Source organism: Chryseobacterium sp. FW101-FHT12H09, from assembly GCF_058790395.1.
Genome location: NZ_JBYTCP010000001.1, coordinates 709,146 through 733,686, shown reverse-complemented (window position 1 = coordinate 733,686; position 24,541 = coordinate 709,146). Strand labels below are relative to the sequence as shown.

General features: G+C 34.3%; 21 protein-coding genes. 10 read left to right on the top strand and 11 right to left on the bottom strand.

The window, feature by feature from the left end; all coding sequences use genetic code 11:
• Nucleotides 1-44 precede the first annotated feature (44 nt).
• The 3 genes from AC3WRL_RS03295 to AC3WRL_RS03285 all read right to left on the bottom strand — a co-directional run bounded on the left by AC3WRL_RS03295 (nucleotide 45) and on the right by AC3WRL_RS03285 (nucleotide 3,925).
• Nucleotides 45-941, bottom strand: a complete 897-nt coding sequence (locus AC3WRL_RS03295; RefSeq protein ID WP_492329726.1) for a 3-hydroxyacyl-CoA dehydrogenase — start codon at nucleotides 939-941, stop codon at nucleotides 45-47.
• Between the two features lie 78 nt (nucleotides 942-1,019).
• Nucleotides 1,020-2,960, bottom strand: a complete 1,941-nt coding sequence (locus AC3WRL_RS03290) for an oleate hydratase (protein ID WP_492329725.1) — start codon at nucleotides 2,958-2,960, stop codon at nucleotides 1,020-1,022.
• 83 nt (nucleotides 2,961-3,043) lie between these two features.
• The gene (locus tag AC3WRL_RS03285; protein WP_492329724.1) at nucleotides 3,044-3,925 is read right to left on the bottom strand and encodes a helix-turn-helix domain-containing protein; all 882 of its coding nucleotides are present in this window, start codon (nucleotides 3,923-3,925) and stop codon (nucleotides 3,044-3,046) included.
• 296 nt (nucleotides 3,926-4,221) lie between these two features.
• Between AC3WRL_RS03285 and AC3WRL_RS03280 the strand changes: the two genes are divergently transcribed.
• Together AC3WRL_RS03280 and AC3WRL_RS03275 are read left to right on the top strand one after the other, a co-directional pair.
• Entirely contained in the window at nucleotides 4,222-5,400 is a 1,179-nt protein-coding gene (locus AC3WRL_RS03280; RefSeq protein ID WP_492329889.1) for an MFS transporter, read from the top strand.
• A 24-nt stretch (nucleotides 5,401-5,424) separates the two neighbouring features.
• Nucleotides 5,425-7,455 (top strand): TonB-dependent receptor, encoded by a 2,031-nt coding sequence (locus AC3WRL_RS03275; protein WP_492329723.1) that lies wholly within the window; start codon nucleotides 5,425-5,427, stop codon nucleotides 7,453-7,455.
• A 166-nt stretch (nucleotides 7,456-7,621) separates the two neighbouring features.
• Here AC3WRL_RS03275 and AC3WRL_RS03270 read toward each other — a convergent pair whose 3' ends face one another.
• The gene (locus AC3WRL_RS03270; RefSeq protein ID WP_492329722.1) at nucleotides 7,622-8,599 is read right to left on the bottom strand and encodes a YpdA family putative bacillithiol disulfide reductase; all 978 of its coding nucleotides are present in this window, start codon (nucleotides 8,597-8,599) and stop codon (nucleotides 7,622-7,624) included.
• A gap of 66 nt (nucleotides 8,600-8,665) precedes the next feature.
• Between AC3WRL_RS03270 and AC3WRL_RS03265 the strand changes: the two genes are divergently transcribed.
• Entirely contained in the window at nucleotides 8,666-9,307 is a 642-nt protein-coding gene (locus AC3WRL_RS03265; protein ID WP_261511270.1) for a hypothetical protein, read from the top strand.
• Here AC3WRL_RS03265 and AC3WRL_RS03260 read toward each other — a convergent pair.
• The 7 genes from AC3WRL_RS03260 to AC3WRL_RS03230 form a co-directional block, all read right to left on the bottom strand.
• Nucleotides 9,304-10,653, bottom strand: a complete 1,350-nt coding sequence (locus tag AC3WRL_RS03260; RefSeq protein ID WP_492329721.1) for a glycosyltransferase family protein — start codon at nucleotides 10,651-10,653, stop codon at nucleotides 9,304-9,306. The genes AC3WRL_RS03265 and AC3WRL_RS03260 overlap by 4 nt on opposite strands.
• 26 nt (nucleotides 10,654-10,679) lie before the next feature.
• Nucleotides 10,680-13,214 carry a YfhO family protein gene (locus tag AC3WRL_RS03255; protein WP_214832120.1) on the bottom strand — a complete coding sequence of 845 codons (2,535 nt, stop codon included), beginning with the start codon at nucleotides 13,212-13,214 and terminating at the stop codon, nucleotides 10,680-10,682.
• A gap of 30 nt (nucleotides 13,215-13,244) precedes the next feature.
• The gene (locus AC3WRL_RS03250) at nucleotides 13,245-13,469 is read right to left on the bottom strand and encodes a hypothetical protein (protein WP_214832112.1); all 225 of its coding nucleotides are present in this window, start codon (nucleotides 13,467-13,469) and stop codon (nucleotides 13,245-13,247) included.
• Nucleotides 13,470-13,494: 25 nt separating this feature from the next.
• Nucleotides 13,495-14,541 carry a DUF6263 family protein gene (locus AC3WRL_RS03245; RefSeq protein WP_214832110.1) on the bottom strand — a complete coding sequence of 349 codons (1,047 nt, stop codon included), beginning with the start codon at nucleotides 14,539-14,541 and terminating at the stop codon, nucleotides 13,495-13,497.
• A 36-nt stretch (nucleotides 14,542-14,577) separates the two neighbouring features.
• Nucleotides 14,578-15,336 carry a 23S rRNA (guanosine(2251)-2'-O)-methyltransferase RlmB gene (rlmB, locus tag AC3WRL_RS03240; RefSeq protein WP_214832108.1) on the bottom strand — a complete coding sequence of 253 codons (759 nt, stop codon included), beginning with the start codon at nucleotides 15,334-15,336 and terminating at the stop codon, nucleotides 14,578-14,580.
• Nucleotide 15,337: 1 nt separating this feature from the next.
• A complete protein-coding gene (locus tag AC3WRL_RS03235; RefSeq protein ID WP_214832100.1) occupies nucleotides 15,338-15,808 on the bottom strand; it encodes a DinB family protein in 471 nt (156 codons plus the stop codon).
• A 256-nt stretch (nucleotides 15,809-16,064) separates the two neighbouring features.
• Nucleotides 16,065-17,402 carry a peptide-N-glycosidase F-related protein gene (locus tag AC3WRL_RS03230; RefSeq protein WP_492329720.1) on the bottom strand — a complete coding sequence of 446 codons (1,338 nt, stop codon included), beginning with the start codon at nucleotides 17,400-17,402 and terminating at the stop codon, nucleotides 16,065-16,067.
• A 116-nt stretch (nucleotides 17,403-17,518) separates the two neighbouring features.
• Between AC3WRL_RS03230 and AC3WRL_RS03225 the strand changes: the two genes are divergently transcribed.
• From AC3WRL_RS03225 to AC3WRL_RS03195, 7 genes are all read left to right on the top strand, one after another.
• Nucleotides 17,519-18,814: a hypothetical protein gene (locus AC3WRL_RS03225; protein ID WP_492329719.1), complete on the top strand. Its 1,296-nt coding sequence runs from the start codon at nucleotides 17,519-17,521 to the stop codon at nucleotides 18,812-18,814.
• 222 nt (nucleotides 18,815-19,036) lie between these two features.
• Nucleotides 19,037-20,041, top strand: coding sequence for an AAA family ATPase (locus tag AC3WRL_RS03220; RefSeq protein ID WP_214832082.1), 1,005 nt, complete (start codon nucleotides 19,037-19,039; stop codon nucleotides 20,039-20,041).
• Between the two features lie 9 nt (nucleotides 20,042-20,050).
• Entirely contained in the window at nucleotides 20,051-20,509 is a 459-nt protein-coding gene (locus AC3WRL_RS03215) for a GNAT family N-acetyltransferase (protein ID WP_214832080.1), read from the top strand.
• Nucleotides 20,510-20,623: 114 nt separating this feature from the next.
• A complete protein-coding gene (locus AC3WRL_RS03210; protein WP_214832078.1) occupies nucleotides 20,624-21,487 on the top strand; it encodes a DUF58 domain-containing protein in 864 nt (287 codons plus the stop codon).
• A 78-nt stretch (nucleotides 21,488-21,565) separates the two neighbouring features.
• Nucleotides 21,566-22,462, top strand: coding sequence for a BatD family protein (locus AC3WRL_RS03205; protein ID WP_215174881.1), 897 nt, complete (start codon nucleotides 21,566-21,568; stop codon nucleotides 22,460-22,462).
• Entirely contained in the window at nucleotides 22,455-23,447 is a 993-nt protein-coding gene (locus tag AC3WRL_RS03200) for a VWA domain-containing protein (protein ID WP_261511275.1), read from the top strand. Before AC3WRL_RS03205 ends, AC3WRL_RS03200 begins: the two co-directional genes overlap by 8 nt.
• Nucleotides 23,447-24,454, top strand: coding sequence for a vWA domain-containing protein (locus AC3WRL_RS03195; RefSeq protein ID WP_492329718.1), 1,008 nt, complete (start codon nucleotides 23,447-23,449; stop codon nucleotides 24,452-24,454). The genes AC3WRL_RS03200 and AC3WRL_RS03195 overlap by 1 nt, the downstream gene beginning before the upstream one ends.
• Nucleotides 24,455-24,541: the final 87 nt, after the last annotated feature.

Genomic DNA, 24,541 nt, shown 5'->3' with positions numbered 1-24,541 from the left:
TTTTATTTTTACATGTTTCATTTAGGCTTAGAAAATAAATGACATTACTTCAGGAAATTTTTCTTTTCAAATGCCGGATCAGGGTAAGCATAAAACCCCTTTCCAGAAACAATACCTAATTTCCCTTTATCAACGTACTCCTTCTTTAATTTCTTTGAAATTTTAATTTTAATAGGAGATTTTGTGGAATCTGCTGCTATTTTATTGATATTATAAACTGTAGTAATACCAACTACATCCATTATTCCAAAAGGACCCATTGGTGCTCCAGTTGCTACCATCCATGTTTTATCAATGGTTTTAATATCTGATATCTTGTTCACCCACAACTCTAATGCAGAACTTAGTAAAGGCATTAATAACGAATTGACGATATATCCAGGCTGTTCTTTATGGATAGGAAGTGTAACCATTCCAATTGCTTTGGCAAAGTCAATGACAGCATTAAAAACCTCTGCTGATGTTTCAGGATGTTTCATTACCTCTCCGGTATTATGTTTCCAGATTTCATTGGCGAAATGTAATGCAATAAACTTTTCTGGTCTTCCTGTTTTTTTTGCAAGCTTACTGGGAAGTAATGATGAAGAGTTCGTTGCGAATACCGTTTTTTCAGGAGCGACTTTTGATACCTTTTGGTAAAAATCAATTTTGATCTTAAGGTTTTCAGGAACAGCTTCTATCAATAGATCAGCGTTTTTTAATGCTGCCGAAAGATCAGAAGTATAATTTAGGTTTTTAAATGCCACGTTCAGTTGCTTCTGAGTGGCATTTAAATCTTTTTTAAAAGCTTCACTAAGTATATTGAATTTTGTCTTTGCCTTTTCTAAGATTTCGTCACTGATATCATAAACTGTGACATTGAAGCCATAAAAAGCTGCTTGAAAAGCTATTTGATATCCCAATACACCGCTACCGGCAACAGTTACATTTTTAAAATTCATAAAATTTAAATTTAATAAACCATATTAGTAAGAATTAAAAACCGAACAATGGTACGTCCGGTTTTCATAAAATTTATTTTAACTTTTTATACCTTTAATCCAGTCCTGGAATTTATTGATTTGCTCCATAAAAAAGGATTCATGCTCTTCTTTTTCTACCGGATTATTGACCAGGATATGTTCAAAATAAGTTCCTTTTAATATTCTTCTTAGAATTCCCTCACCAAGGAACGGTTGATAGTCATTTAAGGCTTGGGTTGCTTTTAGAAGATGACGGATGTCATACTGCAAAGGATTTATATCCGGAACCTGTTTATTCAGGTTGAGTAAATTATAGACCGCTAATCTTCCAGTCCTTATAGAGCTCTCCATAGTAAATACCACATCATTATTGGTTTCTACAAATTGTCCCACCAAAGCTAAATTTTTACAGCCTTCTGGAACGACTCTTGGACGGTCACCTTTTGCTCTCGGCATAAACATCGAAGTGATATAAGGCATAAATGAAGATCGAACGATTGTGTTTTCAATGACATTGTCCAGCTGATCAATAATTCCAAGATGATAACATAGTTCAGCTAAAATTTCATCCCCTGTACATTCAGGCATCGTTTTCTTTACATAATTACCCTGTTTATCCATTAGTAATGAATATACCCAAAGAACAAGGACATCGTCAGGTTGGGTTGGAAAATGGGGCTGTCTGTTGCAGGTAAAACTCATCACCCAGTTAGAATCTGTAATGGTAATGATGCCTCCCGTAACTGTTCTTCCTGAATAGGGATCATTAACGGATAGTTCTTTTAATTTATCAACAAAAGCCGAAGGTTTACAGGTAAGCGTTGCAGATTCCCAGGCAGATTTTTCAATATTACTACAGAATTTTTCAGGTTTTCCAAATACTTCTGATTTTGCAGCGAGGTTTTTCCATAGCATCCATCCGGCACTTTGTCCGCTTGTACTATTATCGATATTGATAATTGGAGCTTTTTTGTTATCTCCATAGAAAGTGCTTTCGGTCATAGATCCTGTTGTTACGATCACATAATCATCTTTACCCACAGGGATTTTTACTTCCTTACCATCCTGCTCTGTAAGAATACCTTCAACTACTTTTCCTTCGGTATTAATGTGGATATCCAAATCTTTAACCAGTGTATTTAATTGGATTTGTACCCCTTTTTCAGTAAGGAATTTTCTTAATGGAGTTACGAAAGTATCATACTGATTGTACTTCGGAAACACTAAACATGAGAAGTCTTTCATACCATCTATGGCATGTAGAAATTTGTGCATATAAAGTTTTAATTCCAATAAACTGTGCCAGTTTTCAAAAGCAAACATAGACCGCCAGAAAAACCAGAAATTGCTGTTTAAAAACGATTCACTGAAATAATCCTCAATTGATAGATCATCAAGCTCTTCTTTTTTCTTTAATAAAAGCTTTATAATAGCAAGCTGATCTTTTTTTTCCAATCCGAATTTACTGAAATCCTGTATCTGTCCCTGATTATGAATTAATCTTGCTTTGGAATAATTAGGATCATTATCATTTACAAGACGGTATTCATCTAAAACAGTATAAGGAGCGGGTAGTTCTACAGCAGGAATATCCTGGAAAAGATCCCAAAGATTTTCGTAAGTCATATCCATCTCACGACCACCACGAATAATATATCCATCCTCTGGATTTCCCGCACCATCCAATGAACCTCCATCTATATGCAATTGATCTAAGAAAATTATATTTTTTCCGGGAACATGTCCGTCACGGATAAAGTAATAGGCTGCAGCCATTCCTGCAATACCACTTCCTACAATATAGATTTTACTGTTTTCGTAGGATTGGGTAGGAATACCTTTATTACGTTGATAGTTTCCAATCTGATCGGAAAAAGGCATTGTCTTTCCGGGGGTGTTAATTTGAACTTCCTTGCTTGAATCTGGTTCGTGATTTACTTTTCCATACTCATTTGAAGCTTCTAAAACTTTGTCGAATTTAGAATTGATCGTACTCATTTTATATTGTTTTTTTATTAACAGAATAAAGGTACATCTATTCTAGAGGGGCAATATGTCCCTAATGTCAGAATTAATATCCCCTAATTCTTAAGGCTTAATTTTTTTTTCCGATATTCAGAAGGGGAAAGAGAAGTCTGTTTTTTGAAAAAACGGCCAAAGGCTGACGAAGAATTGAACTGAAGCTGAAAGGATATCTCTGATATCGTTATCTCAGGAGTTCCAAGTAAAACATATGCTTCCTTTAATAATGCTTCATCTATCACTTCATGAGGTGTTTTTCCGGTTGCCTTTTTTACGATCTCTATAAGATATTTACTTGAAACAAAAAGATGATCAGCATAAAGCTGCACTGTTCTGTAGTGGTGGATGTTTTCACGGACTAATTTGCAAAACCTAAGATATAGATCGGTCTTTCCTTCTTCTTTTTCTTCAAGGTTATCGTCCGCATTGTTGAGTATTTCGGCAACTTCCAATAGCAGATTAAAAATGGTAGTTCTGATAATTTCTTCAGAATATTTTCCTTTTTGCTCTGCTTTTTTTTCCATATATCCCATTAAGTCTATTAGTATAGATGCATTTTTATTGTTTGTTTTTAAAAGACTATAAGAATTGTTGTGAAATAAATTCATTTTCTCAATGATAAAAGGATCTGAGATGTTTTTGAGTAAAAAATTCTTATCAAAAAATAACAACTTCATGGTGAAGTCCTTATGGGTATTCATAAACCTGACAATAGTAGAAGGCGCTGAAATAAGACAGCTGTTAATTCCCAGATGATATTGATTACTGTCTATTTCAAGATCTATTTCACCACCAGTGCAAATGCAGATGGCATAATAATCCATCCTGAAAGGAGTGTCGGGAAACTCAAAAATTGTTTTTCCGGAAGAAATATAATAGGATTTATGACAATCTATACTATAAAATGATAAGGTATCCTGTAAATTTTCGTAAGTTATCATTCTAATATTGAGTTGATTTTAATTTAGTTAGATCCTAAAGATTTGTATAATGAATCTTGCTTTAACTGCAATTTACGAATTTTATAAAATTGAAATAAGGCAATGAGTTAAAATAATACTTGTTTTTTTATCATTTTCACTTTGTTTTTTATTTCTTCATAAAAATTAGGATTTTACGTTTATGCTCTGGCTTAATTTACCTAATTTTGTGTCTTCTAATTTTTCCCCAAACAAAATCCGTGAAATTATTAAGTATCTATACGAGCTCCTTTAAAGGGCTTTCTAAAGAAAGCTGGATGTTGGCATTGGTAATGCTTATCAACCGTGCCGGCTCTATGGTACTTCCTTTTTTGGGAGTATATATGACTGCTCATTTGAATTTCAGTATTGAAAATTCAGGAATAGTCCTGAGCTTTTTTGGAATTGGTTCTGTAATAGGTTCATGGCTTGGAGGGATGATTACCGATAAGATCGGTGAGTATAAAGTTCAGAGTTTAAGCTTGCTACTCAGTGTTCCTTTATTTTGTATGATTCCTCTCTTTACAACAGAAGTAGGGTTAGCGGGAATTATTTTGGCACAGAGTATTGTAAGTGAGACTTTCCGTCCTGCCAATTCAGTAGCGATCACTAAATATGCGAGACCTGAAAATATCACCAGGGCCTTTTCGTTGAATAGAATGGCTGTGAATTTAGGATTTTCAATAGGTCCGGCTTTAGGAGGTATTTTATCTGCTATTTCTTATGAGTTTCTATTTTATAGCAATGCTTTGGGAGCACTTATAGCAGGAATAACTTATGTTGTATTTTTTAGAAAACGAGATAAATTAGCAACTAGGAAAGCTAAAAAAGTAAAAGAAACTGTTGCTATTGCCAAAGAAGGGTCACCTTATCGGGATGGAAAATTCTTGATATACTGTTTCTTTTGTATGCTGTTTGCCATATGTTTTTTTCAGTTATTCAGTACACTGACTATTTTCTATAAAGACACGGCACATCTTAGCCAGGAGCATATCGGTTATTTATTAGGATACAGCGGTTTTCTGATTGTATTGCTGGAAATGTCCTTTGTACAAATTGCTGAAAAGTATTTTAAATTAGGTGTTACGATGCTTTTAGGAACTTTCTTATGTGGTTTTTCATATGCAATGATGGCGTTTGATTATAGTATCATAACATTGCTTATTTCAATGACCATCTTATGTATTGGCGAGATATGGACACTTCCTTTTATGTCTACTATTACTGCCTTAAGATCAGGAGCCAATAATAAAGGAGCTTATATGGGATTAAATGGAATGTCTTTTTCCATTGCGTTTATTGTAACTCCTTACGTAGGAACTTTAATTGCTGAAAAATTTGGATTTACAGTACTATGGATAGGTACCGGAGCTCTCGCAACTCTAATTGCCATTGCTTTTTATTTTATTGTTCCATGGATGTTAGCTGAAAAAAACTCAAAAGAGGAAACAGTTTAAAGAATCATTTGCTAGTTTTGTAGTATGGTGAGGATCTGCTTTTTACTCTTTATCATTGCTTGCCCATTTTTCTCTTCACAAAAAAGAGATTCTGCTGAACTGATCTCAGAAGTGAAAATTGATGCATATAAAAAGCCAACTACTTATATTACCTCTACAAAATCTGTTTCTGTAATTTCAGGAGTGCTTCTCCGTCAGAACACACCAGAGAGAATGCTTGAATCCATTAATCAGATCGCTGGAGCAAGAATAGAAGAACGTTCTCCTGGAAGTTACAGGATTTCGGTGCGTGGAAGCACGCTAAGATCACCTTTTGGGGTAAGAAATATTAAAGTATACCTGGATGACTTTATCCTGTCTGATGCTTCGGGAAATACCTATTTTAATCTCATCTCCCCTGAATTGATCGATAGGATAGAAATATATAAGGGGCCGGAAGGAGGTGATTATGGGGCTGCAACTGGTGGGACACTTCTTCTTCAGACAAGATCTTCAGAAAATTTATCTGCTCATCTTTCTGTCGGTAGTTATGGGGCATTTAACCAAAGCTTTGACCTTTCAAAGCAATTGGGAAAGCATTTTTTTGAAATTTTTCAGAATTATTACAGAACGGATTCTTATCGAAAACAATCTGCTGTAGAGAGGAAACAGATTTTTTTAAAAGACAGATTTCAATATACTAAAAAAGCATCATTGAATACCATGCTTTTATTTTCTGATCTTGATTATCAAACACCTGGTGGCCTTACATTAGAACAAATGCAGGTGGATAGGAAACAGTCAAGACCAGCGACCACTACAATCCCTGGTGCCAGTGAGCAAAATGCGGGAATAAGAAATAAAATGATTCTTGCAGGAATTTCTCATCAGCTGGAACTTAGTCCGAAACTTTCACATTTCATGATGTTGCAAGGTTCATATGTTGATTTTGAAAATCCTTTTATTACCAATTTTGAAAATAGATTTGAACAAAATTTTGCATTGCGAACCCATCTTAATTATACAGAACACTGGGATAAAGTTGAAATGGCATGGCGATTTGGATTTGAAGGTGGGATTAATTCCATTCTGGTTAAAAATTATGATAACAATATGGGATCAGAAGGAAATCCTCAAAATTTTGACAAACTAAGGAACAGATCCGGATTTTATTTCCTTTCACAAAAATTTAGTTTTAATGAAAAATTATTTACAGATATTTCACTAAGCCTGAATTCAAATTCATACCAATGGGATAGGGTATATCCAAGTAATGAAAGTGGAAAGATAAATTTTAAAAAACAATGGCTTCCAAACATTGGGCTGACCTATCTTATAACAAAAGGATTTTCTGTAAGAGTGAAAGCTGGAAAGGGAAATTCGGCTCCGACAAATGAAGAGATCCGATCTTCTGATCAGCAGTTCAATCTGAATCTTGCTCCTGAATATGGTTGGAATAAGGAGATTGGAATCCGAAAACAATTTGGCGATATTTTGTTCGTAGAAGGAAGCTATTTTGATTTCAGAATGAAGAATGCTATTGTGAGAAGACAAAATGAAAAGGGACAGGAATTTTTTATTAACCAGGGAAGTACTGTTCAAAGAGGATTTGAAACCTTAATAGAATCAAAGAATTTCAACTTTCGCAGTGAAGTGTTGAATCATTTCAAATTCAGACTTTCCGGTAGTTTTTATAGATTTAGATTTGAAGATTATAAACAGGATAACAAGGATTTTTCTGGAAATAGCTTAACAGGGGTTCCTGCAACGACAATAAATAGTTTGCTCAATTTCATGGTTTTAAAAATCATTTCTATTGATTATTCTCATTTCTATACTTCAAAAATTCCTTTGAACGACGCCAATTCAGTATGGTCTACATCAACACTCATTGGTAATTTACAATTCAGGGTTCCTGTTCAATTTCAAAAAACAAAACTCGATGTATATCTTCAGATTCAAAACCTGTATAATACAGATTATGTTTTAGGATTTGATACCAATGCATTTGGCAACCGCTTTTACAATCCGGCTGCAAAACGGAATTTTATTTTTGGTGTAAAAGCCGATTTTTAGTATTTTAATGTTGGGACCTTAGTGTATTTTTCTTGTTTTTACTTGAAATGGGTTGGATTTTCATCTTCTGTTTCCCTTGGAATCATGATTGAGATTGCTTCGCTTCGCTACCAATGACGGCCAAATCTTAAAAACTCAGAATTGGAGAAAAGTTGTGTCTTTGTGATTAACCAAGAGATGAAAGAGTCGCCAATATGTTCTTTATAATCATGCTGGCATGAATTCTGGAGTTTTCAATAAACCACAGATGGGTATCTTTTCCTCCACAAACAACTCCCGCCAGATATAGATTTTTAATGTTTGTTTCCATTGTTTCAGGATGGTGTACAGGCTTAAGACAATCTCCCTGTAATTCAATTCCAGAATTTTTTAGAAAATCAAAATCGGGTAGGTAACCAGTCATGGCAAGGACAAAATCATTTTCAATCTCATTCATCTGACCTTTTTCATCCTTAAACACAACGCTATGCTCTTTTATCTCAATAATTTCAGAATTAAAGTGGGCATGGATGCTGCCTTCTGCAATTCGGTTGTCGATATCCGGTTTTACCCAATATTTTACACTTTTTGATATTTCAGAATGTCGGACGATCATCGTTACTTCAGCTCCTTTTCTGTACGTTTCCAAAGCTGCATCTACGGCTGAATTACTTGAGCCTATAATTGCGATCTTTTGTTTAGCATAAGGGTAGGGTTCAGAATAATAATGTTTTACTTTTGGTAAGTCTTCACCGGGAATATTCATCAGATTTGGAATATCGTAGAAGCCTGTGGAAATGATCACATTCTTTGAGTAATACTTGGCTTTGGAGGATTCAACTTCAAATATACCATCTGTTTTAGAGACTTTAATAACCCTTTCATAAAGGTGAATGTTAAGGTCTTTCTGTCTGGTAATTCCCTGGTAATATTCTAATGCTTCTTGTCTGCCAGGTTTTGGTGCTGTGGATATAAAAGGGATTTCTGCAATTTCTAATTTTTCAGCCGTAGAAAAGAAACGCATGTATAAAGGATAATTATACAATGAATTAACAATTGTTCCTTTTTCGATAATTAAATATGAGAGATTGTTTTTCTGAGCTTCGAGTGCACAATTTAACCCAATAGGTCCTCCTCCGATAATGAGAATATCTAAAACTTCCATTCAACAAATTTACTTATTTTTCTGGCATTAGTTTTGGTGATTTTCTATAATTAACATTAAAAAAAGATGAAGAAACTATTCATTTCAATATTGATATTAAGCGTTATAGCTTGTAAAAAAAATCCGGAGAAGCCTGCAACAAACTCTATCGATTCTATTGCTCAGACAAAAACGGATAGTACAGCTGTTCCGAAAATGAGTGAAGCTGAAAAAAAAGAAATTTTAAAGAAAACCAATGATGAGGTTTTGCAGACTCTAAAAAGTAAAGATTATCAGAAATTTTCAGAATTTATTCACCCACAAAAAGGGATTCGTTTTTCCATGTATGCTTTTATAGACATTAAAGAGGATAAGCACTTTTCGAAGACTGATTTTGAAAAATATGTTCAGACACAAACGCAATTTACCTGGGGTTCACATGACGGTTCAGGAGACTTGTACAAAGAGACGATCAAAAACTATCTTGGGAAATGGGTCTTTTCAAAAGATTTTACAATATCTTCCTATTCTCTTAATGAGTTTCAGGGAGGTGGAAATTCATTGAATAATTTAAAAGAGATCTATCCAAAGCATGATTTCACAGAAAATTATATTAAAGGAACAGAGAAATATGGAGAGATGGATTGGAAGACTCTTCGTTTTGTGTATGAGGAATTCCAGGGAAAATATTATTTAATAGCTGTTATTAATGATCAGTGGACAATTTAAGCTAATACTTCAGCTAACTTTTTAGTGAGATTTCTTCTTGAGAACTGTTCAATATTCTGAGCATTTTCAAGAAGATTTCCATTTTTCCAAAGATCAAATTTTTCTAATATAAAAGCTTTTATTGCATCATCATCTTGATAACTGAAATGCTTGCCGGATTGAGTTTCTTCAAGTATTTTGGAAACGTCAGCTTTATCAGGACCAAATGAAATGATTTGTTTTCCTGTGGCTAAATATTCAAATATTTTTCCGGGAATAATGCCTTTTGAAGATTCATTTGGAAAATTAGTGATCAACAGCATATCAGAAGATTGCATTTCTACAATTGCTTTATCATGGGAAAGATATCCCAAATCTAAAATGTAATTTTTTAAACTTGAATTTTTTAGAGATTCTAAAATCTTATCATCCACTCTTCCTGCAAATTTCAGCATAAAATACTTAGCAAAATCCGAATTTGTCTGTACAAGATCATTAAGTATTTTCCAAAGGTTTTCAGGATTACGAAGCTGTTCTAAAACACCAATATAACTCAATATAAAATGAGTGTTTGGGTTTGAGGATTCAAGAGATTGTATATTATTTTTGATTTCACTATTATTTTGCCCGCTCATTTTTTCATCGGTTAAGTTGAGCGAAACATCTTCATCAAATCCATTGGTAATACAAATCGCATTGGCACCATTTTTACGGAAGTTTTCAGCATCTGTATAGCTTGTTGCCAGAGTTATATCTGCGTTTTTAAAAACTTCACTTTCTAGCTGTCGGTGCTTTTTATCTGAACTTTTGGTTAGCCTTAAATGCCTATAATAAGAAATTTCTGTCCATGGATCACGAAAATCTGCAATCCATTTTAGTGTTGGAAGTTTCTTTTTAAGTTGCAAACCAATGAGGTGTAAGGAATGAGGTGGCCCCGAAGTAAGCACAACATCAATTTTATTTTGTTTTAAATAATGTTCTAAAAATTTCACAGAAGGCTTTACCCAGAAAATCCTGGCGTCAGGAATGAAGAAATTTCCTCTTACCCAAATAGAAAGCTTTGATTTCCAGCTTTGATTTTTACCAACATCAAACTGTCCTGCTTTAAACTTTTTATTACTTTTATTAAGTTTTTCGGCAAGCTGATAAGGTTCCCAAATAGGCGTCTTTATAATTTCTAGATCTTGAGGAACATCTTTTATTAAACTCGCATCCAATAAAGGGTAGCTGGGGTTTTCAGGTGTATAAATAATAGGATTCCATCCAAAATCAGGTAGGTATTTTGCAAATTTCAACCACCTTTGAACACCCGGACCTCCTGCAGGAGGCCAGTAATAAGTGATGATAAGAATTTTCTTCTTTTCCATGGAATGTCAAACCTCGAACTTAAACTTTAAGCAGTTTTTTTAACTAGGTCTCCCTTCTTTTTGTTCACCCAGAAAATACCAAAACCACTTAGAGCAATGAATAATCCGAAAGAAAGCAAAGATATCCATTTCCCTTTTTCAATAACCTCGGGTTCGAAAACCATTCTGATGTGGTGATTTCCAGCAGGAACATGAACAGCACGAAGTAAATAGTCTGCTTTAATATAAGGTACCTCTTTTTCATCCACAAACATCTTCCATCCATGAGGATAGTAGATCTCAGAAAATACGGCCAATTGTGGAGTCTTAGATTTAGATTTAAACTCTAACTCGTTAGGCTGGTATTTTGTTAAATTAATAAATGCTGTAGAATCAGCCTGAACTGGTTTATTGGTAAAATATGATTTATCTTCAGAAGCAACAACTGCCGTTCTTTTGCTATTGATAACACCAATTGATTTTATTTCTTCATTCGGTGTATTGGCAAATTGGATATCACTTACAAACCAAGCATTGCCGTTGGCTTTTGTATTTGGCATTGTCTGTGGTTTTTCCGGACCTCCAAGAACCCAATATTTTGCATTCAATAGACTAAGAACATTCGGAACTTTTACAGAATCCATTACCTGGAAATACTCGTTGATCACATCATCATATCTTCTTAGTTTTACAGCATGATAACCTCCAATAGAAGATTTGAAATAAGAAGTATTCGTTTCACTGAAAGTTCCTAAAATATTATTGAAAATTCTATAGTGTGTTTTATCTTTTTCAGCAATTGTTTCTAATGTTTTATTGACATTCACGTTAGCTAAAATAGATCCTAGAGCCGGATTAGCCTGTACTTTTTCTGCCAGAAGATCTGAGCTTTCAGTCTGAAATGGATTTTCAGCAAATACTTTATCTACATAGTTTTCGTCATTCAGATATCGCTTGTTTACGGTCCATAGGTCAAATAAACTTACCACACCAATTATAACTAAAGCAATATTCTGATTTAACCTTTTCTTCATAGTAAGGAATAGAACTACAGCCGCTATTGCTACGTAAAGAAATGCTTTGATTGCATCTATTTTGAATAATTTAAATCTCTCATCCACCAGATAATCCAGTAGGAAAGGAGGGAAATATAGCTTCTCGTTGTCTGTGGCAAAACCTAACAAACCTTTACCAAAGATTAAAAGAATTAATATGAATCCTAACGTTCCACCTCCTACATAAAAAAGTATTTTCTTTTTATATTCTTCGGTTAATTTTTCATCGGTAAAGAATCTATACAATCCAATAATAGCAATTAATGGAAATAAGAGTTCAACAACAACTAAAATAGAAGATGGGGCTCTGAACTTGCTATAAAATGGTATGAAATCTATAAAGAAGTCCGATAATGGCATAAAGTTACTTCCCCAGGCCAATAATATGGTAAGAATGGAAGCACCTAAAATCCAATAACGGTATTTTTTCCATGCGAAAAAGAAGCCTAAAAGAGCCAGAAAACATACAATAGCTCCCTGATAAGCAGGTCCTGATGTTCCGGGCTGATCTCCCCAATAGGTCATTCCAGCAAAGCCTTTAGAAATTCTGTCCATTTCTTCCTGGCTGGAAACATTTTCCTGAACCATTTCCTGAACTTTATTCATCATTTCTTTGGCCTCAGGCTCCTGGCTTCCACCACCCATTAACCTTGGAATAAATAAGTTCAGTGTTTCCAGTTTTCCGTAACTCCACAACAGAATACTTTCTTTATCCATTCCGGATTTTCCTGCAGTATGGCTATCGGTATTTAAAATTTGTTTTCCACGAACAGTTTCCTTGATATATTCCGAATTGGCCATGATTCTCTGTGAATTCATTCCAACACCGATTACACAGGAAGCTGCAATAATAGCTGAAGAAATAAGGAAATGCTTCATCAGAGTCTTTTTCTGAATAACTCTGATCAATTCTGAGATAAATAAGAATCCTAAGGCAAGAAATAAATAATAGGTCATCTGCGGATGGTTTGCCGCAATTTGTAATCCCATAAATAGCGTCGTGACAATAAATCCGACGATATATTTCTTACGGATATAAACCAGTAAAATACCGGCTAAAAGCGGTGCGAAATATTCAATAGTATTAACTTTACCGTTATGTCCCGCTGCAATTATAATGTAAAAATAGGTTGAAAGACCAAAGAAAGTGGCTCCTAATAAAGCGTATTTCCAGTTTCTGACCACAACCATTCCTAAGAGGAAAAATCCAGCAAAAAGTAAAAACAGATAATTAACAGGTCTTGGAAGAAAGTTCAGGTTACTGTCGATTTTTTTTATGATATCACCTTTAAACTGGCTACCCATTTGATACGTTGGCATTCCTCCGAACATAGAATCACTCCAATAGGTTTCCTTTTCATAATTAGCTCTATAATCGAGAAGTTCTTTTGCACCCCCTCGATACTGAACGATATCATGTTGGAAAAGCTGTTTCCCTGTAAAAACAGGAGTGGAATATAAAAATGCTAAAACTATAAATACAACTAATGAAATTGCAATATAAATTAAGTTTTTATTTTTCGCCATGCTGGTTATTATCTTTTATTTTCTTGGAATTTATCTTTTATCCTTAGTCTCTTTTACTTCTTCATAATCAACAGTTTCTGCGTCCCAGTTGATTTTCTTATTAATATCCTTATTTGAGTTTTGTATATCCTGCTTTTTATTATTCTGGTTATTGAATCTATAGCTATAGAAGGTCTTAAAGAAAAGTCTTCTAAGAATATTCCAGACAAAGAACATAATAATAGCGGTAAGTACTAGCTCAAGAATCCACTTCATATCTTTTAAATTTTATAAACCTAAACTATTTAGCAGATGGATTTACCATGACCGAAGAATTAGAAACACTTTTCATGGACTGAGATTGTTTTCCGTCTGAAATAGTTTCTACCTGAGTTGTTTTTACCGTGATATTTTGGTTGGTAATCCATCCCGTATTCTCGTCAAACTTAATAGTACCATTTTGTTCCAGTTCACTGCTGATGCTGTGAGTCATAGGTCCTTGTGCCTGTTTGTCTGTTTTTTTTGGAATTCCACCTGTTACAGCAATTTCAGCAACACCGTTACCTACACTTTTTAACTGATAGTTTGAGGTAACTTTAATTTTACCATTTGGATCAGCATTTTCTGTATTAGTCCATTTTTCTCCAACTTTTACCCCTTTTTTAGGCATAATAGTAAGGTTTTTACTGAACTGATCTTTCAATACTTTTTCATTAAAGCTTTCCTTAAGACTAGCTACAACACTTGCTTTTTGATTGGCATCTTTTACCAAAGTACCTACTGCATTGGAAACTTTAGTATAAACAGGCTCAAAACCTGTAATGGAAATTACATTTCCTTTAGTATCCATTTTCATGCTCAGCTTGTTGCTTGTAAGAGCTCTGTTGATATTCCAGATCATTTTAAGATCATCCTCTTTAGGAATAGGTTGTTTGGTGTCTACCACAATTGTTTTTCCTTCTGCAGTCTGAGAATTTCTCTTGGCAATAAGATTCAGCGTAATATCATAAACATTATTCTTAACATCATTTACAGTAAAACTCATCTCATCAGTAGATTCACTTGTTCCGTTCAATGTTTTTCCCTGTGGGTCAGTCATTGTCTTTACATCTCTCTGATACGTTGTTAAAGGATATGTTTTTCCTATTTCAAGCTTGAAAGTTTGTTTATAAACGCCTGCCGAATCTTTAATGGCAGCATTCTCTGCAACCTTTGCAATTGAATCAGCCGGAACTTCCACTGTAATGGTTTTTCCTGTTTTTGGATCTACTTTTGTAATTTTTGCTGTTTCTTTTTTACAAGAAACTAATGCTATTGATATTAGCGCTATCGCTGCTATATTTTTCATTTAATATTTTTTAAATTTTACTACTATTTTTGTTGTCTATGGATTGGGAATCACAGACATTTTCTGTCTTACTGCTTCATATAAAATCGCTCCACATGCTACGGAGACATTTAAAGATTGAGTTTTCCCTTCAATTGGTAATTTTATTTTTTCATCCGAATGGTGTAAAACTTCTTTGGATATTCCTGTTTCCTCATTACCCATAACAATAGCACAAGGTCCAGCAAAATTAACGTCATAGATCAACTTCTGTGCTTTTTCAGTAGCCGAATAGACTGCAATTCCACTTTGTTGAAGGAAATCCACAGTGTGTGCTAGATTCGCTTCTTTACATATTTTTACATTGTAAATAGCTCCTGCTGAAGTTTTTATGGCATCTGAATTAATTGGAGAAGCTCCTTTTTCAGGTATAATTACGGCATCAATTCCCACACATTCAGCTGTTCTGCAAATGGCACCAAAATTTCTTACATCAGTCAATCGATCAAGAATTAATAAAAAAGGAGTTTTTCCTTCTTCAAATAGTTGTGGAACAATGTCTTCTATTTTATGAAACGGAACATCCGAAATAAAGGCAACAACCCCCTGGTGGTTTTTTCTTGTAAAACGGTTCAGCTTTTCAATTGGAACGTAGTTTGGACGTATTTTATTTTGTGCTAAAACTGTTTTCAGTTCAGCATAAATAGGACCTTGAAGTGCATTTTGCAAAAAGATCTTGTCAATAGTTTTTCCCGCCTCAATAGCTTCTATTACGGGACGTAGCCCGAAAATAAAATCGTCTTTCTTATCTGTCATTTTAATATTTTTCTCCTAAAATTGCTCTTTTCTGTGACATGATATAGCCATAATGAAGGCTTTCATGCATATTGTTAAAGATGATAGCATCCTGAATACTCTTCAGATCCATACCAAAACTTGTGGTATAGGGTGTATAATCTGCAAAGAAATCACTGTCATAATCTTTCATTAAAATTTTTGAAGTTTCGGTTAATAAAAACTCCAGATCTTCAACCTCAGACTTTTGAACATTTAAGTTCGGTAAGGTTCCTTTTTTGTAAGTTTCAATCCAATATTTATCAATTCGGAAGGGGTTACCACTTAGGTAATAGTGCAGAAGCTGTTGTGTTGCAACAGTATGTGCAATATTCCAGTACATGTTATTGTTGAAGCCATCCGGGATGAGCAAAAGATCTTCATGGGAGGTATTTTGCAATATTTCCAAAAGGTTTCTTCTTACCTGTCTGTGAGCTTGAAAATGATAATTCATTTTACAAAAATTTTAATCACCAAAAATAGTTTAATAAACTGAAAATGACAATTTTTTGGCTGGAGTATTAAAGTAAAAGTTTGTAAATCCTAATAAATGCGGTCTTTATTATTTTTTTTTTTGCAAAAAAATCCCACCAGTGAAAAAAATTCAAAGGTGGGTTTTATTGTTGTTCAAATCATGTGATTTGGAGATATGAGTTAAAGTAATTGTACTTTAGTAGGTTGTTACACCGCATTGGTAACTCTTCTCATGTTTATTTTTTGATGATCTTATGTTTAAAAGTGGTTCCATCTTTTAGCACAATATTCAAAAAATAAATTCCTGTACTATAAACTGAAAGATCTATCCTGTTTTCATTGTAATTTTCAGATAGTTTTTTTCCATCTATACTGAAAAGACTGATCGAAGCTACACCTGCTTTTGATTTTATATTAACGAAATCGGAGGTAGGATTAGGGTATATGTTGACGTCTATTGTTTTAACATCACTTACATTTAAAACAGCATTGCTTTTACCTTGCATATAGACTGATAAATAAACATCTCCTTGCTGCTGATTGAAAACAGCTGTTGGTATTGTATGTTTCAGGGTGTGATTGCCGGCAGTCATTGTAGGTAATGTAAAGCCTCTGATCGGAACAGAATTACCAGGACACCAGTTGTTCCATGAGGTCCAGTCTGCGAATGTTTTTGGAGTAGCTCCATAAATTCCGTTACCTTGCGTATTATAGACTCTATAAGGTTCGCAAGAGATTCCCCCTGGTGTATAAGTCAGTACCTGGACATCATCCATGTATGTGTAGTTTTGTCTTCTTACATATTCCTCGCCACCACTATTGGCACCATGAGGGGTTGATATTACAAAAAAGCGGGCATTGCTAACAGCAGTTGGAAGGTTAAAATTTACTATTCTAACGGTTTCACCGGTCACGTCAGTACTATTATAATTATTAAGCCTGCTGTAAGTAAGTATAGGAACCAAACTATTATGATCTGTTGATGTTGCTCCTGTATTTGTTGAAAAAAAAGTTAGTGTTCCGGAAAAAACATCAATCCTACCAGAACATCCTGCGACCTGAGTCTGCGCCGCATATGGAACGCCAAAAACATCGAGTTCCATATATAGATCTGATGTGCTGCGTAAACCGGTATCATGAAATACGTTGTACAAATTACTAAGGTCATAAGTATAAGGAACCTCTAGAGGAGAGCGGTTTTTATTCATAAATGGAGTAATGTATCTCCCAATTTCAATTCTTTTTACATTAGCATCGTTGATGGTGTATGTGGGTTGGTTTTTAGGAACCATTGCCAAAAAGACGCTCCCCAGACGGTCATAATTGTCGCATAGAGCACCTATAGTCACTCTCATTGCGATCTTTGCTTTAAAAGAATCGAGTTCAGCATCTGTAAGTTTTCTTGCATATCTTGTATTCGATAGTCGGATTAATCCAGGAGGTACCGGAGTTGATACAGTAGCTGCATAGCCATCATAATAAGTTGCCTGTGAAATCACATTCGTCATTGTTGTGGTCTGTGATTTGAAAAGGCCAATAAAAAGAAGACTTAAAAAAAATAGCTTTTTGTGCATATTATTGGTGTTTGATACAAATATATTAAGATGTATGGTTAATTAATCATTTTTATTATAAAAATTAAAACTTTAATGCTAAATTAGCATGCCATACCTTATTAATTCTATCATATATGAAAAAAATATTACTTTTGTCTTTGTTATCAGCAGTATTGATGCTTAATGCTCAAATAAACTTAAATATTGGAAGTACAAATGTCGGAACAGCACCAATAAGTAGTTTTTTTTCCTATTCGTACGTTCAGCAGATATATCCTAAACAGGAAATAAATACCAATGCTGCAGGAAATATTACAGGACTTGCATTTTATTTGGATTCCTCCGCAAGTATTAATGATTCTTCAAATTGGACGGTCTATCTTGGGCATACAACAAAAACATCCTTCACATCCGGAACAGACTGGATACCTTTTTCACAACTTACTCAGGTTTTTGCAGGAACAATAACCAATAATAATGGTAAGGTAGAAATTTCTTTTACAACACCATTTGCTTATAATAATACAGATAATTTAGTTGTAGCTGCAAAAGAAAACGCTCCAAGTATTGATATTAATAATTTTGACGAAGTTTTCCGGGTTTATGATCATATTCCATATTCTACTCTTTATTATAAAGGAGATAATGCAGTTGTTGATCCGGCGTCTCCACCAGGAGGAATAAGAGCTGATTATAAATCATCGGTTACAATTTTAGGATTAACACCAAGAACTACTCCTGCTTGTCCTTTTGTTGTTTATCCTGTAAATAATGCCCCATCAGTTCCTTTATCCCCCAATATTAAATGGTTTCCAGTTTCAGGAGCAGATTCTTATAAAGTTTCAATAGGAACCACTCCAGGAGGAACAAATGTTATTAACCAGCAAGTAGTTACTGCTACTAATTTTTCTCCATCAACGGCACTTAATCCCGGAGTTAATTATTATTTAAAAGTTACTTCTGTTTCTGGTGGTGTTGAATCGTCTGGTTGTGCAGATGTTATTTTTAAAACAGTTCCTCCAGTACCGACAAATGATGCTTGTTCGGGAGCTCTGTTAGCGTCTGTTTTCCCTTATACCTATACACAAAGTGATGCTATATCCACTACTAATAATAATGGGAATATCAGTGTGTGTGCTGATGCGATGAATGATGGGACCTGGTTTAAATTTGTTGGCGATGGTAGTCAATATACCATTAAAGTAACAATGCCTTCAGGTAGTGCTTTTGACCCTCAAATAGGGATATATAGTGGTACTTGTACCAATTTAGTATGCGTAAATACGGTGGATAATGGAGGTGCTGCTGCTGCTGAAACGATAACTATTACCACAACAGCAGGAACTGAATATTACATAAACGTAGGGTCGTATGAAGAAACAACAGATGTCGCGGAAGATACTTTTACTATTACAGTGACTAAACTTTAATATTCCAAATAAACATATATTATTTCATCATGTTTGTCGATTTTTATAGTCAATTATAGGCATGAAGAATTGTTGTGATAGATGGTGTTGAAGTAATAGAACAGCACTGGATTCTTCTTTAAACACAGGAATATTTAACAAACTTTAACTCAAAAATGGCATTTATTGTGTTGATTAATGCGAGTATTTATTAGAAATTTACCAATTATTTTAAATTAAGCTATGTCAGATACATACCAAGCAGAAGATATTCGTCAGTTAACAGAGAAGGTAAAAGAAAAGAATTACTTGTTTTCTCTTCTAAGACAGGAAATCAACAAAGTTATTATTGGACAGGAATATATGATAGACCGCCTTTTGGTAGGTCTTTTGGGGAATGGACATGTTCTTTTGGAAGGTGTACCCGGTTTAGCCAAGACTTTAGCTATAAAAACTTTGGCAGAAGCTGTTCATGGTGATTTCTCCAGAATCCAGTTTACTCCTGATTTACTTCCTGCTGATGTTGTAGGAACGATGATATTCAATATTAAAGACAATGATTTCTCCATAAAGAAAGGTCCTGTATTTGCTAATTTTGTACTTGCAGATGAGATCAACCGTGCACCTGCAAAGGTACAGTCAGCACTGTTGGAAGTGATGCAGGAGAAACAGGTTACGATTGGAGATGAAACCATGAAGCTTCCTAAGCCATTTTTGGTATTGGCCACTCAAAACCCGATTGATCAGGAAGGAACCTATTTATTACCTGAAGCTCAAAGTGACCGTTTTATGCTGAAGTGTAAAATAGATTATCCTGAATTTGAAGATGAAAGAAAGGTAATGAGAATGGTCTCTACCTCTCACCAGCCTACCGTTCAGCCAGTAATAGGTCTTCAGGATATTGTAGATGCAAAAGAGCTTATCAATCAGATCTATCTGGATGAAAAGATCGAGAAATATATTCTGGATATGGTTTTTGCAACCCGTTATCCTGAGAATTATGGACTTTCAGATCTTAAAAATTATATCAGTTTCGGAGCTTCACCAAGAGCTTCCATCAACTTAGCAATAGCTTCAAGAGCCTATGCATTTCTAAGAGGAAGAGCATTTGTAATTCCTGAAGATGTAAAAGAATTGGCTAAAGATGTTTTAAGACATAGAATAGGTTTAACATTCGAAGCTGAAGCAGAAGAAATTTCATCAGAAGAAATCGTTAATAGAATTTTGGCTAAAATTCAAGCTCCTTAATATTATTTTATGAATGATGTTGTTATAAGAAAAGCTTTTCAGGAAGACTGCGTTCCAATGTTGGAGCTTATTAAAGAACTTGCTGAATATGAAAAGGCTTTGCATGAAGTTACTGTTACTTTAGAGGAATTTATAGATGCCGGATTCGGGAGTTCTCCTGTCTGGGGAGCTTTTGTAGCGGAAGTTGATGATGAAATAGTGGGGATATCTTTATATTATAACAGATATTCAACATGGAAAGGAAGGAGATTGTATTTAGAAGATCTGGTAGTGACTGAAAGAATGAGAGGAAAACAGATTGGGAAGAAATTATTCGATGCTACCGTGGAATTCGGAAAATCAAATAATTATAGTGGAATGATGTTTCAGGTATTAAACTGGAATGAGTCTGCGATTAACTTCTATAAAAAGTACAACCCTAAATTTGATGATGAGTGGCTTAATGTATCCATTGAGTTTAAAGACTAAAGCAAGAAGTTGAAAATTTAAAGTTGAAAGTTGAAAATTTTTGGTTTAGCACAAATAATTTGTAGTTCATCACTTTCACTTCTCCATTTTCAACTTTCAATTACCAATTAATCTATGCAGATAAAAGATATTGTAAAAAAAGTAAAACAGATAGAAATCCGTACCCGCAAGAAAACGGAGGCTACTTTAATGGGACAATATCATAGTGCTTTTAAAGGGCAGGGCATGACTTTTTCTGAAGTTCGTCCTTATCAGTTTGGAGATGAGATCCGTAGGATAGATTGGAATAAAACAGCTCGTTTCCGGGAACCTTTCGTAAAAGTAATGGAAGAGGAAAGGGAACTGACAATGATGATTCTGGTCGATATATCGGCATCGATGGACTATGGAACAAAAAAACAGCTCAAAAGAGAATATGTAGCAGAGATTGCTGCGAGCCTTGGATTTTCAGCTGCAGGAAATAATGATAAAGTAGGATTGATCTTATTTGCCGATAAAGTATATAAAGTAATTCCACCTCAAAAAGGGAGAAAACATATCCTTTCCATTATCAGTAATATTTTAACTGCAGATTATGTACCTGCGGTTTCAAAGGTTGATAAAGCTTTAGAGTACATGATGGGAATTTTCAAAAGAAAATCACTCGTTTTTCTCTTTTCGGATTTTGATGATGAATATGATTCTAAAATGTTGAGGGTCACTTCAAAGAAGCATCAGCTATTGGGAATGAGGATTTATGACGAAAAGGATAATGAGATTCCGGATGTAGGATATGCATTATTTTATGATGCGGAAACAGGAAAGCAGGTTTGGGCAAATACATCAAGTGCCAGATGGAGGTATACCTTTGCGGAGGCACAAAAGCAAAAAGTACGGGCATTAGAAGAAGATTTTGCTAACAGCTCTGCTAGTTTTATGAATGTAGCTGCAGGTGAAGATTATTCAAAATTATTATATAATTATTTTCAAAAAAAGTAATTGTATCAACAGGTGTGATTTTAAGAACGCACAATAATAAAAAACAGGTAGGGCTTTTCAGCCAAAATTGAATTGAAATTGAAAAAAATACTATTTATAATATGTTCTCTGGTCTGTGTAAATACTTTTTCACAGATCCTTTCTTCCCATCTTGAAAAACAGACTCTTGCTTTAGGAGAAGTGAATCATTTTGTTATTAAAATTGATAACCTGAACAATCAGCAGGTGGGTGCAGCAGCTAAAAATGAACTGCTGCCTTTCCATTTTGAAGAGGTGAAAGACAGCATTGGTACTAAGCCAGATTTATATGAGAGAAAGATCGAATTTGCTGTTTATGAAGAAGGGAAATTTACCATTCCTGAACTCGAATTTAAAGTAGGAGATAAAATATTAAAAACCATTCCTTATGAAATAGACGTCATTAATACGGCCCAAAAAGGGGATCAGATTAATGATATCATGAAGAATAAAGAAGTAAAACTGGGAACTAAAGATTATTGGGAGCTTTATAAATGGTATATTTTGGCTGCCTTATCGGTTATTGCCCTTATCATTGCAATCATTATGTATCTGAAGTGGGGAAGGAAATCAAAAAGCTCTCCTGTCGTAGCTACCAATCAGACACTGAAGGAACTGGACTCGCTTAAAAAGAAAAAATATATAGAAGAAGGAAATTATCGTTCTTTTTATGTTGAATTAATTGAAATTTCAAGAAAATTTATCACTAAACAATATCATTTACCGGCGGATGTATTGCTTACAGATGATCTTGTACATTTAATGAAAGAGAATAATACAATATCATTGGAGAATGAAAAGGTAGTTGAAGAGGTCTTTCTAAGGGGAGATTTAGTGAAGTTTGCCAAAACTTTCCCTGATCAGAAGACCATGGAAAATGACTTTGCAGATATCAGAGAGTTTGTAAAAAGATCATCAAAAGATCTGGAATTTGAAAACTTAAGAAAGGATGTTTAATTTCGAATTTTATAGCCCCTGGTTTTTTCTGCTTTTTCTGTTGTTTATTCCTCTTTTGTTTAGAGACATAAGCAAGCAGAAGAAAAAAGGTATAAAAGTACCTACAGTAAAAAGTATGGATAGCAGCAATGGAATTGTGGCTGTATTATTTTTACTTAAAATATCAAAGTATATTATACTTTCTGCACTTATTATTGCGATGGCAAGACCAAGAACCTTTACGATCTCTCAAGACAGAGATGATACAAAAGGAATTGATATTATGCTTTCTGTGGACGTATCTTTAAGTATGCTTGCTAAAGATTTAACACCCGACCGATTAACGGCTCTTAAAGATATTGCAATAAAATTTGTTGAAAAACGACCTAATGACAGATTAGGTTTGGTGACCTACTCAGGGGAGGCATTTACAAAGGTTCCTGTGACATCTGACCATCAGGTGGTGATAGATGAATTAAAGAATCTTAATCCACTGGAACTTCAGCCGGGAACAGCTATTGGCGAGGGACTTTCTGTAGCGGTAAACCATTTAAAGAATAGTAAAGCAAAAAGTAAAATTATTATCCTTATGACAGATGGTGTAAATACCATTGAAAATGCGATGCCTACTCAGGTGGGTGCAGAGCTGGCAAAGAATAATAACATCAAAGTATATTCTATTGGGATTGGAACAAATGGATACGCTCTAATGCCAACCCAAACCGATATTTTCGGAGATCTTGTCTTTACGGAAACAGAAGTTAAAATTGATGAGCCTATTTTAAGAGAAATTGCTCAGACAACGGGAGGTAAATATTTCAGGGCTACCTCAAACAGCAGTCTGGAAGAAGTATATGACGAAATAAACCAATTGGAAAAGTCTGATGTGAAAGTTTCCAAACTGTATAATTATCAGGAATATTTTAAAATTTTCCTGTGGATCGCTTTAGGGATGCTCGTTATTGATGCATTTCTAAGATGGTTTTTTTATAAATTTTTGAGTTGATGGATTGGTATTTAGGGAATTATTGGTATTTGTTGTTGCTGTTGCTTTTGCCGCTGCTCGGTTTTTTATTGGTTCGTTACCTGAACTGGAAGGATAAAAGAAAAGTGATTTTTGCGGATAATCAGTTTCATGAAGATCTTTTTGAAAAAAAATCAGGATTTACCAAAGTATTTCCCGTCTTATATCTTTTGGGAACCCTCTTTTTAATTTTTGCAATTATTGATTTATTAAATGGTTCTGAAGAAATTAAAACCAATCAAAAATTAAATAATGTCATTTTTATGCTTGATGTTTCCAATTCGATGAATGCGGAGGATATCAATCCAAATCGGTTGAATGAGGCAAAAAATCTAATGATCAATACGATGCAGAAGATGAAAAGTGATAAAATAGGAATTGTGATTTTTGCAGGTGAAGCTACTTCTATAATGCCTTTGACAACGGATTATACTTCCGCTGAAACGTATATCAACGCAATTGAAACGAATTCTATGCAAATCCAGGGAACCGATTTTCTTAAAGCCATGCAGGCAGCGGTCAGTAAGTTTAAAAATGTAAGCAAAGGAGCCCGGAAGGTTGTCTTATTAAGTGATGGAGAAGATAATGAAGGGAATGATAATGCAGCAATAAAACTTGCTAATAAGGAAGGTATTATGGTTACTTCTGTAGGAATAGGTTCGGATGAAGGAGCGCCAGTCCCGGAATATGTATTTGGCCAGTTAATGGGATATAAAACCGATAGAGCGGGAGAAACTGTTATTTCAAAAAGACAGACCGGAGCACTAAAAAAAATAGCAGAATCTACAGGTGGATCATACGTTGATGGTAATAATATCAATGAAACACCAGACCGAATTATTGATGCCTTAAATAAAAAGATGTCTACCTCAGAAACACTGGTAAAATCTCAAAACGCAAATCATTATTATCAATACTTTTTAGCAGTGTCCTTATTGTTTTTTTTCCTAATTTATATTTTCAATCCAAAAAGAGATTTTAATGTGTGATTTTTCTAGTTTTTTTCCTATTTTTTCACCAGATACTTTAACCCAATTTTAACAAATAAAAGCCTGTTTATTAACATATAAAGGAAT

What these genes read in the sequence shown, in the direction of transcription:
- AC3WRL_RS03295 (WP_492329726.1), bottom strand. Translation starts at nt 941, where the DNA reads ATGAATTTTAAAAATGTAACTGTTGCCGGTAGCGGTGTATTGGGATAT.
- AC3WRL_RS03290 (WP_492329725.1), bottom strand. Translation starts at nt 2,960, where the DNA reads ATGAGTACGATCAATTCTAAATTCGACAAAGTTTTAGAAGCTTCAAAT.
- AC3WRL_RS03285 (WP_492329724.1), bottom strand. Translation starts at nt 3,925, where the DNA reads ATGATAACTTACGAAAATTTACAGGATACCTTATCATTTTATAGTATA.
- AC3WRL_RS03280 (WP_492329889.1), top strand. Translation starts at nt 4,222, where the DNA reads ATGTTGGCATTGGTAATGCTTATCAACCGTGCCGGCTCTATGGTACTT.
- AC3WRL_RS03275 (WP_492329723.1), top strand. Translation starts at nt 5,425, where the DNA reads ATGGTGAGGATCTGCTTTTTACTCTTTATCATTGCTTGCCCATTTTTC.
- AC3WRL_RS03270 (WP_492329722.1), bottom strand. Translation starts at nt 8,599, where the DNA reads ATGGAAGTTTTAGATATTCTCATTATCGGAGGAGGACCTATTGGGTTA.
- AC3WRL_RS03265 (WP_261511270.1), top strand. Translation starts at nt 8,666, where the DNA reads ATGAAGAAACTATTCATTTCAATATTGATATTAAGCGTTATAGCTTGT.
- AC3WRL_RS03260 (WP_492329721.1), bottom strand. Translation starts at nt 10,653, where the DNA reads ATGGAAAAGAAGAAAATTCTTATCATCACTTATTACTGGCCTCCTGCA.
- AC3WRL_RS03255 (WP_214832120.1), bottom strand. Translation starts at nt 13,214, where the DNA reads ATGGCGAAAAATAAAAACTTAATTTATATTGCAATTTCATTAGTTGTA.
- AC3WRL_RS03250 (WP_214832112.1), bottom strand. Translation starts at nt 13,469, where the DNA reads ATGAAGTGGATTCTTGAGCTAGTACTTACCGCTATTATTATGTTCTTT.
- AC3WRL_RS03245 (WP_214832110.1), bottom strand. Translation starts at nt 14,541, where the DNA reads ATGAAAAATATAGCAGCGATAGCGCTAATATCAATAGCATTAGTTTCT.
- rlmB (WP_214832108.1), bottom strand. Translation starts at nt 15,336, where the DNA reads ATGACAGATAAGAAAGACGATTTTATTTTCGGGCTACGTCCCGTAATA.
- AC3WRL_RS03235 (WP_214832100.1), bottom strand. Translation starts at nt 15,808, where the DNA reads ATGAATTATCATTTTCAAGCTCACAGACAGGTAAGAAGAAACCTTTTG.
- AC3WRL_RS03230 (WP_492329720.1), bottom strand. Translation starts at nt 17,402, where the DNA reads ATGCACAAAAAGCTATTTTTTTTAAGTCTTCTTTTTATTGGCCTTTTC.
- AC3WRL_RS03225 (WP_492329719.1), top strand. Translation starts at nt 17,519, where the DNA reads ATGAAAAAAATATTACTTTTGTCTTTGTTATCAGCAGTATTGATGCTT.
- AC3WRL_RS03220 (WP_214832082.1), top strand. Translation starts at nt 19,037, where the DNA reads ATGTCAGATACATACCAAGCAGAAGATATTCGTCAGTTAACAGAGAAG.
- AC3WRL_RS03215 (WP_214832080.1), top strand. Translation starts at nt 20,051, where the DNA reads ATGAATGATGTTGTTATAAGAAAAGCTTTTCAGGAAGACTGCGTTCCA.
- AC3WRL_RS03210 (WP_214832078.1), top strand. Translation starts at nt 20,624, where the DNA reads ATGCAGATAAAAGATATTGTAAAAAAAGTAAAACAGATAGAAATCCGT.
- AC3WRL_RS03200 (WP_261511275.1), top strand. Translation starts at nt 22,455, where the DNA reads ATGTTTAATTTCGAATTTTATAGCCCCTGGTTTTTTCTGCTTTTTCTG.
- AC3WRL_RS03195 (WP_492329718.1), top strand. Translation starts at nt 23,447, where the DNA reads ATGGATTGGTATTTAGGGAATTATTGGTATTTGTTGTTGCTGTTGCTT.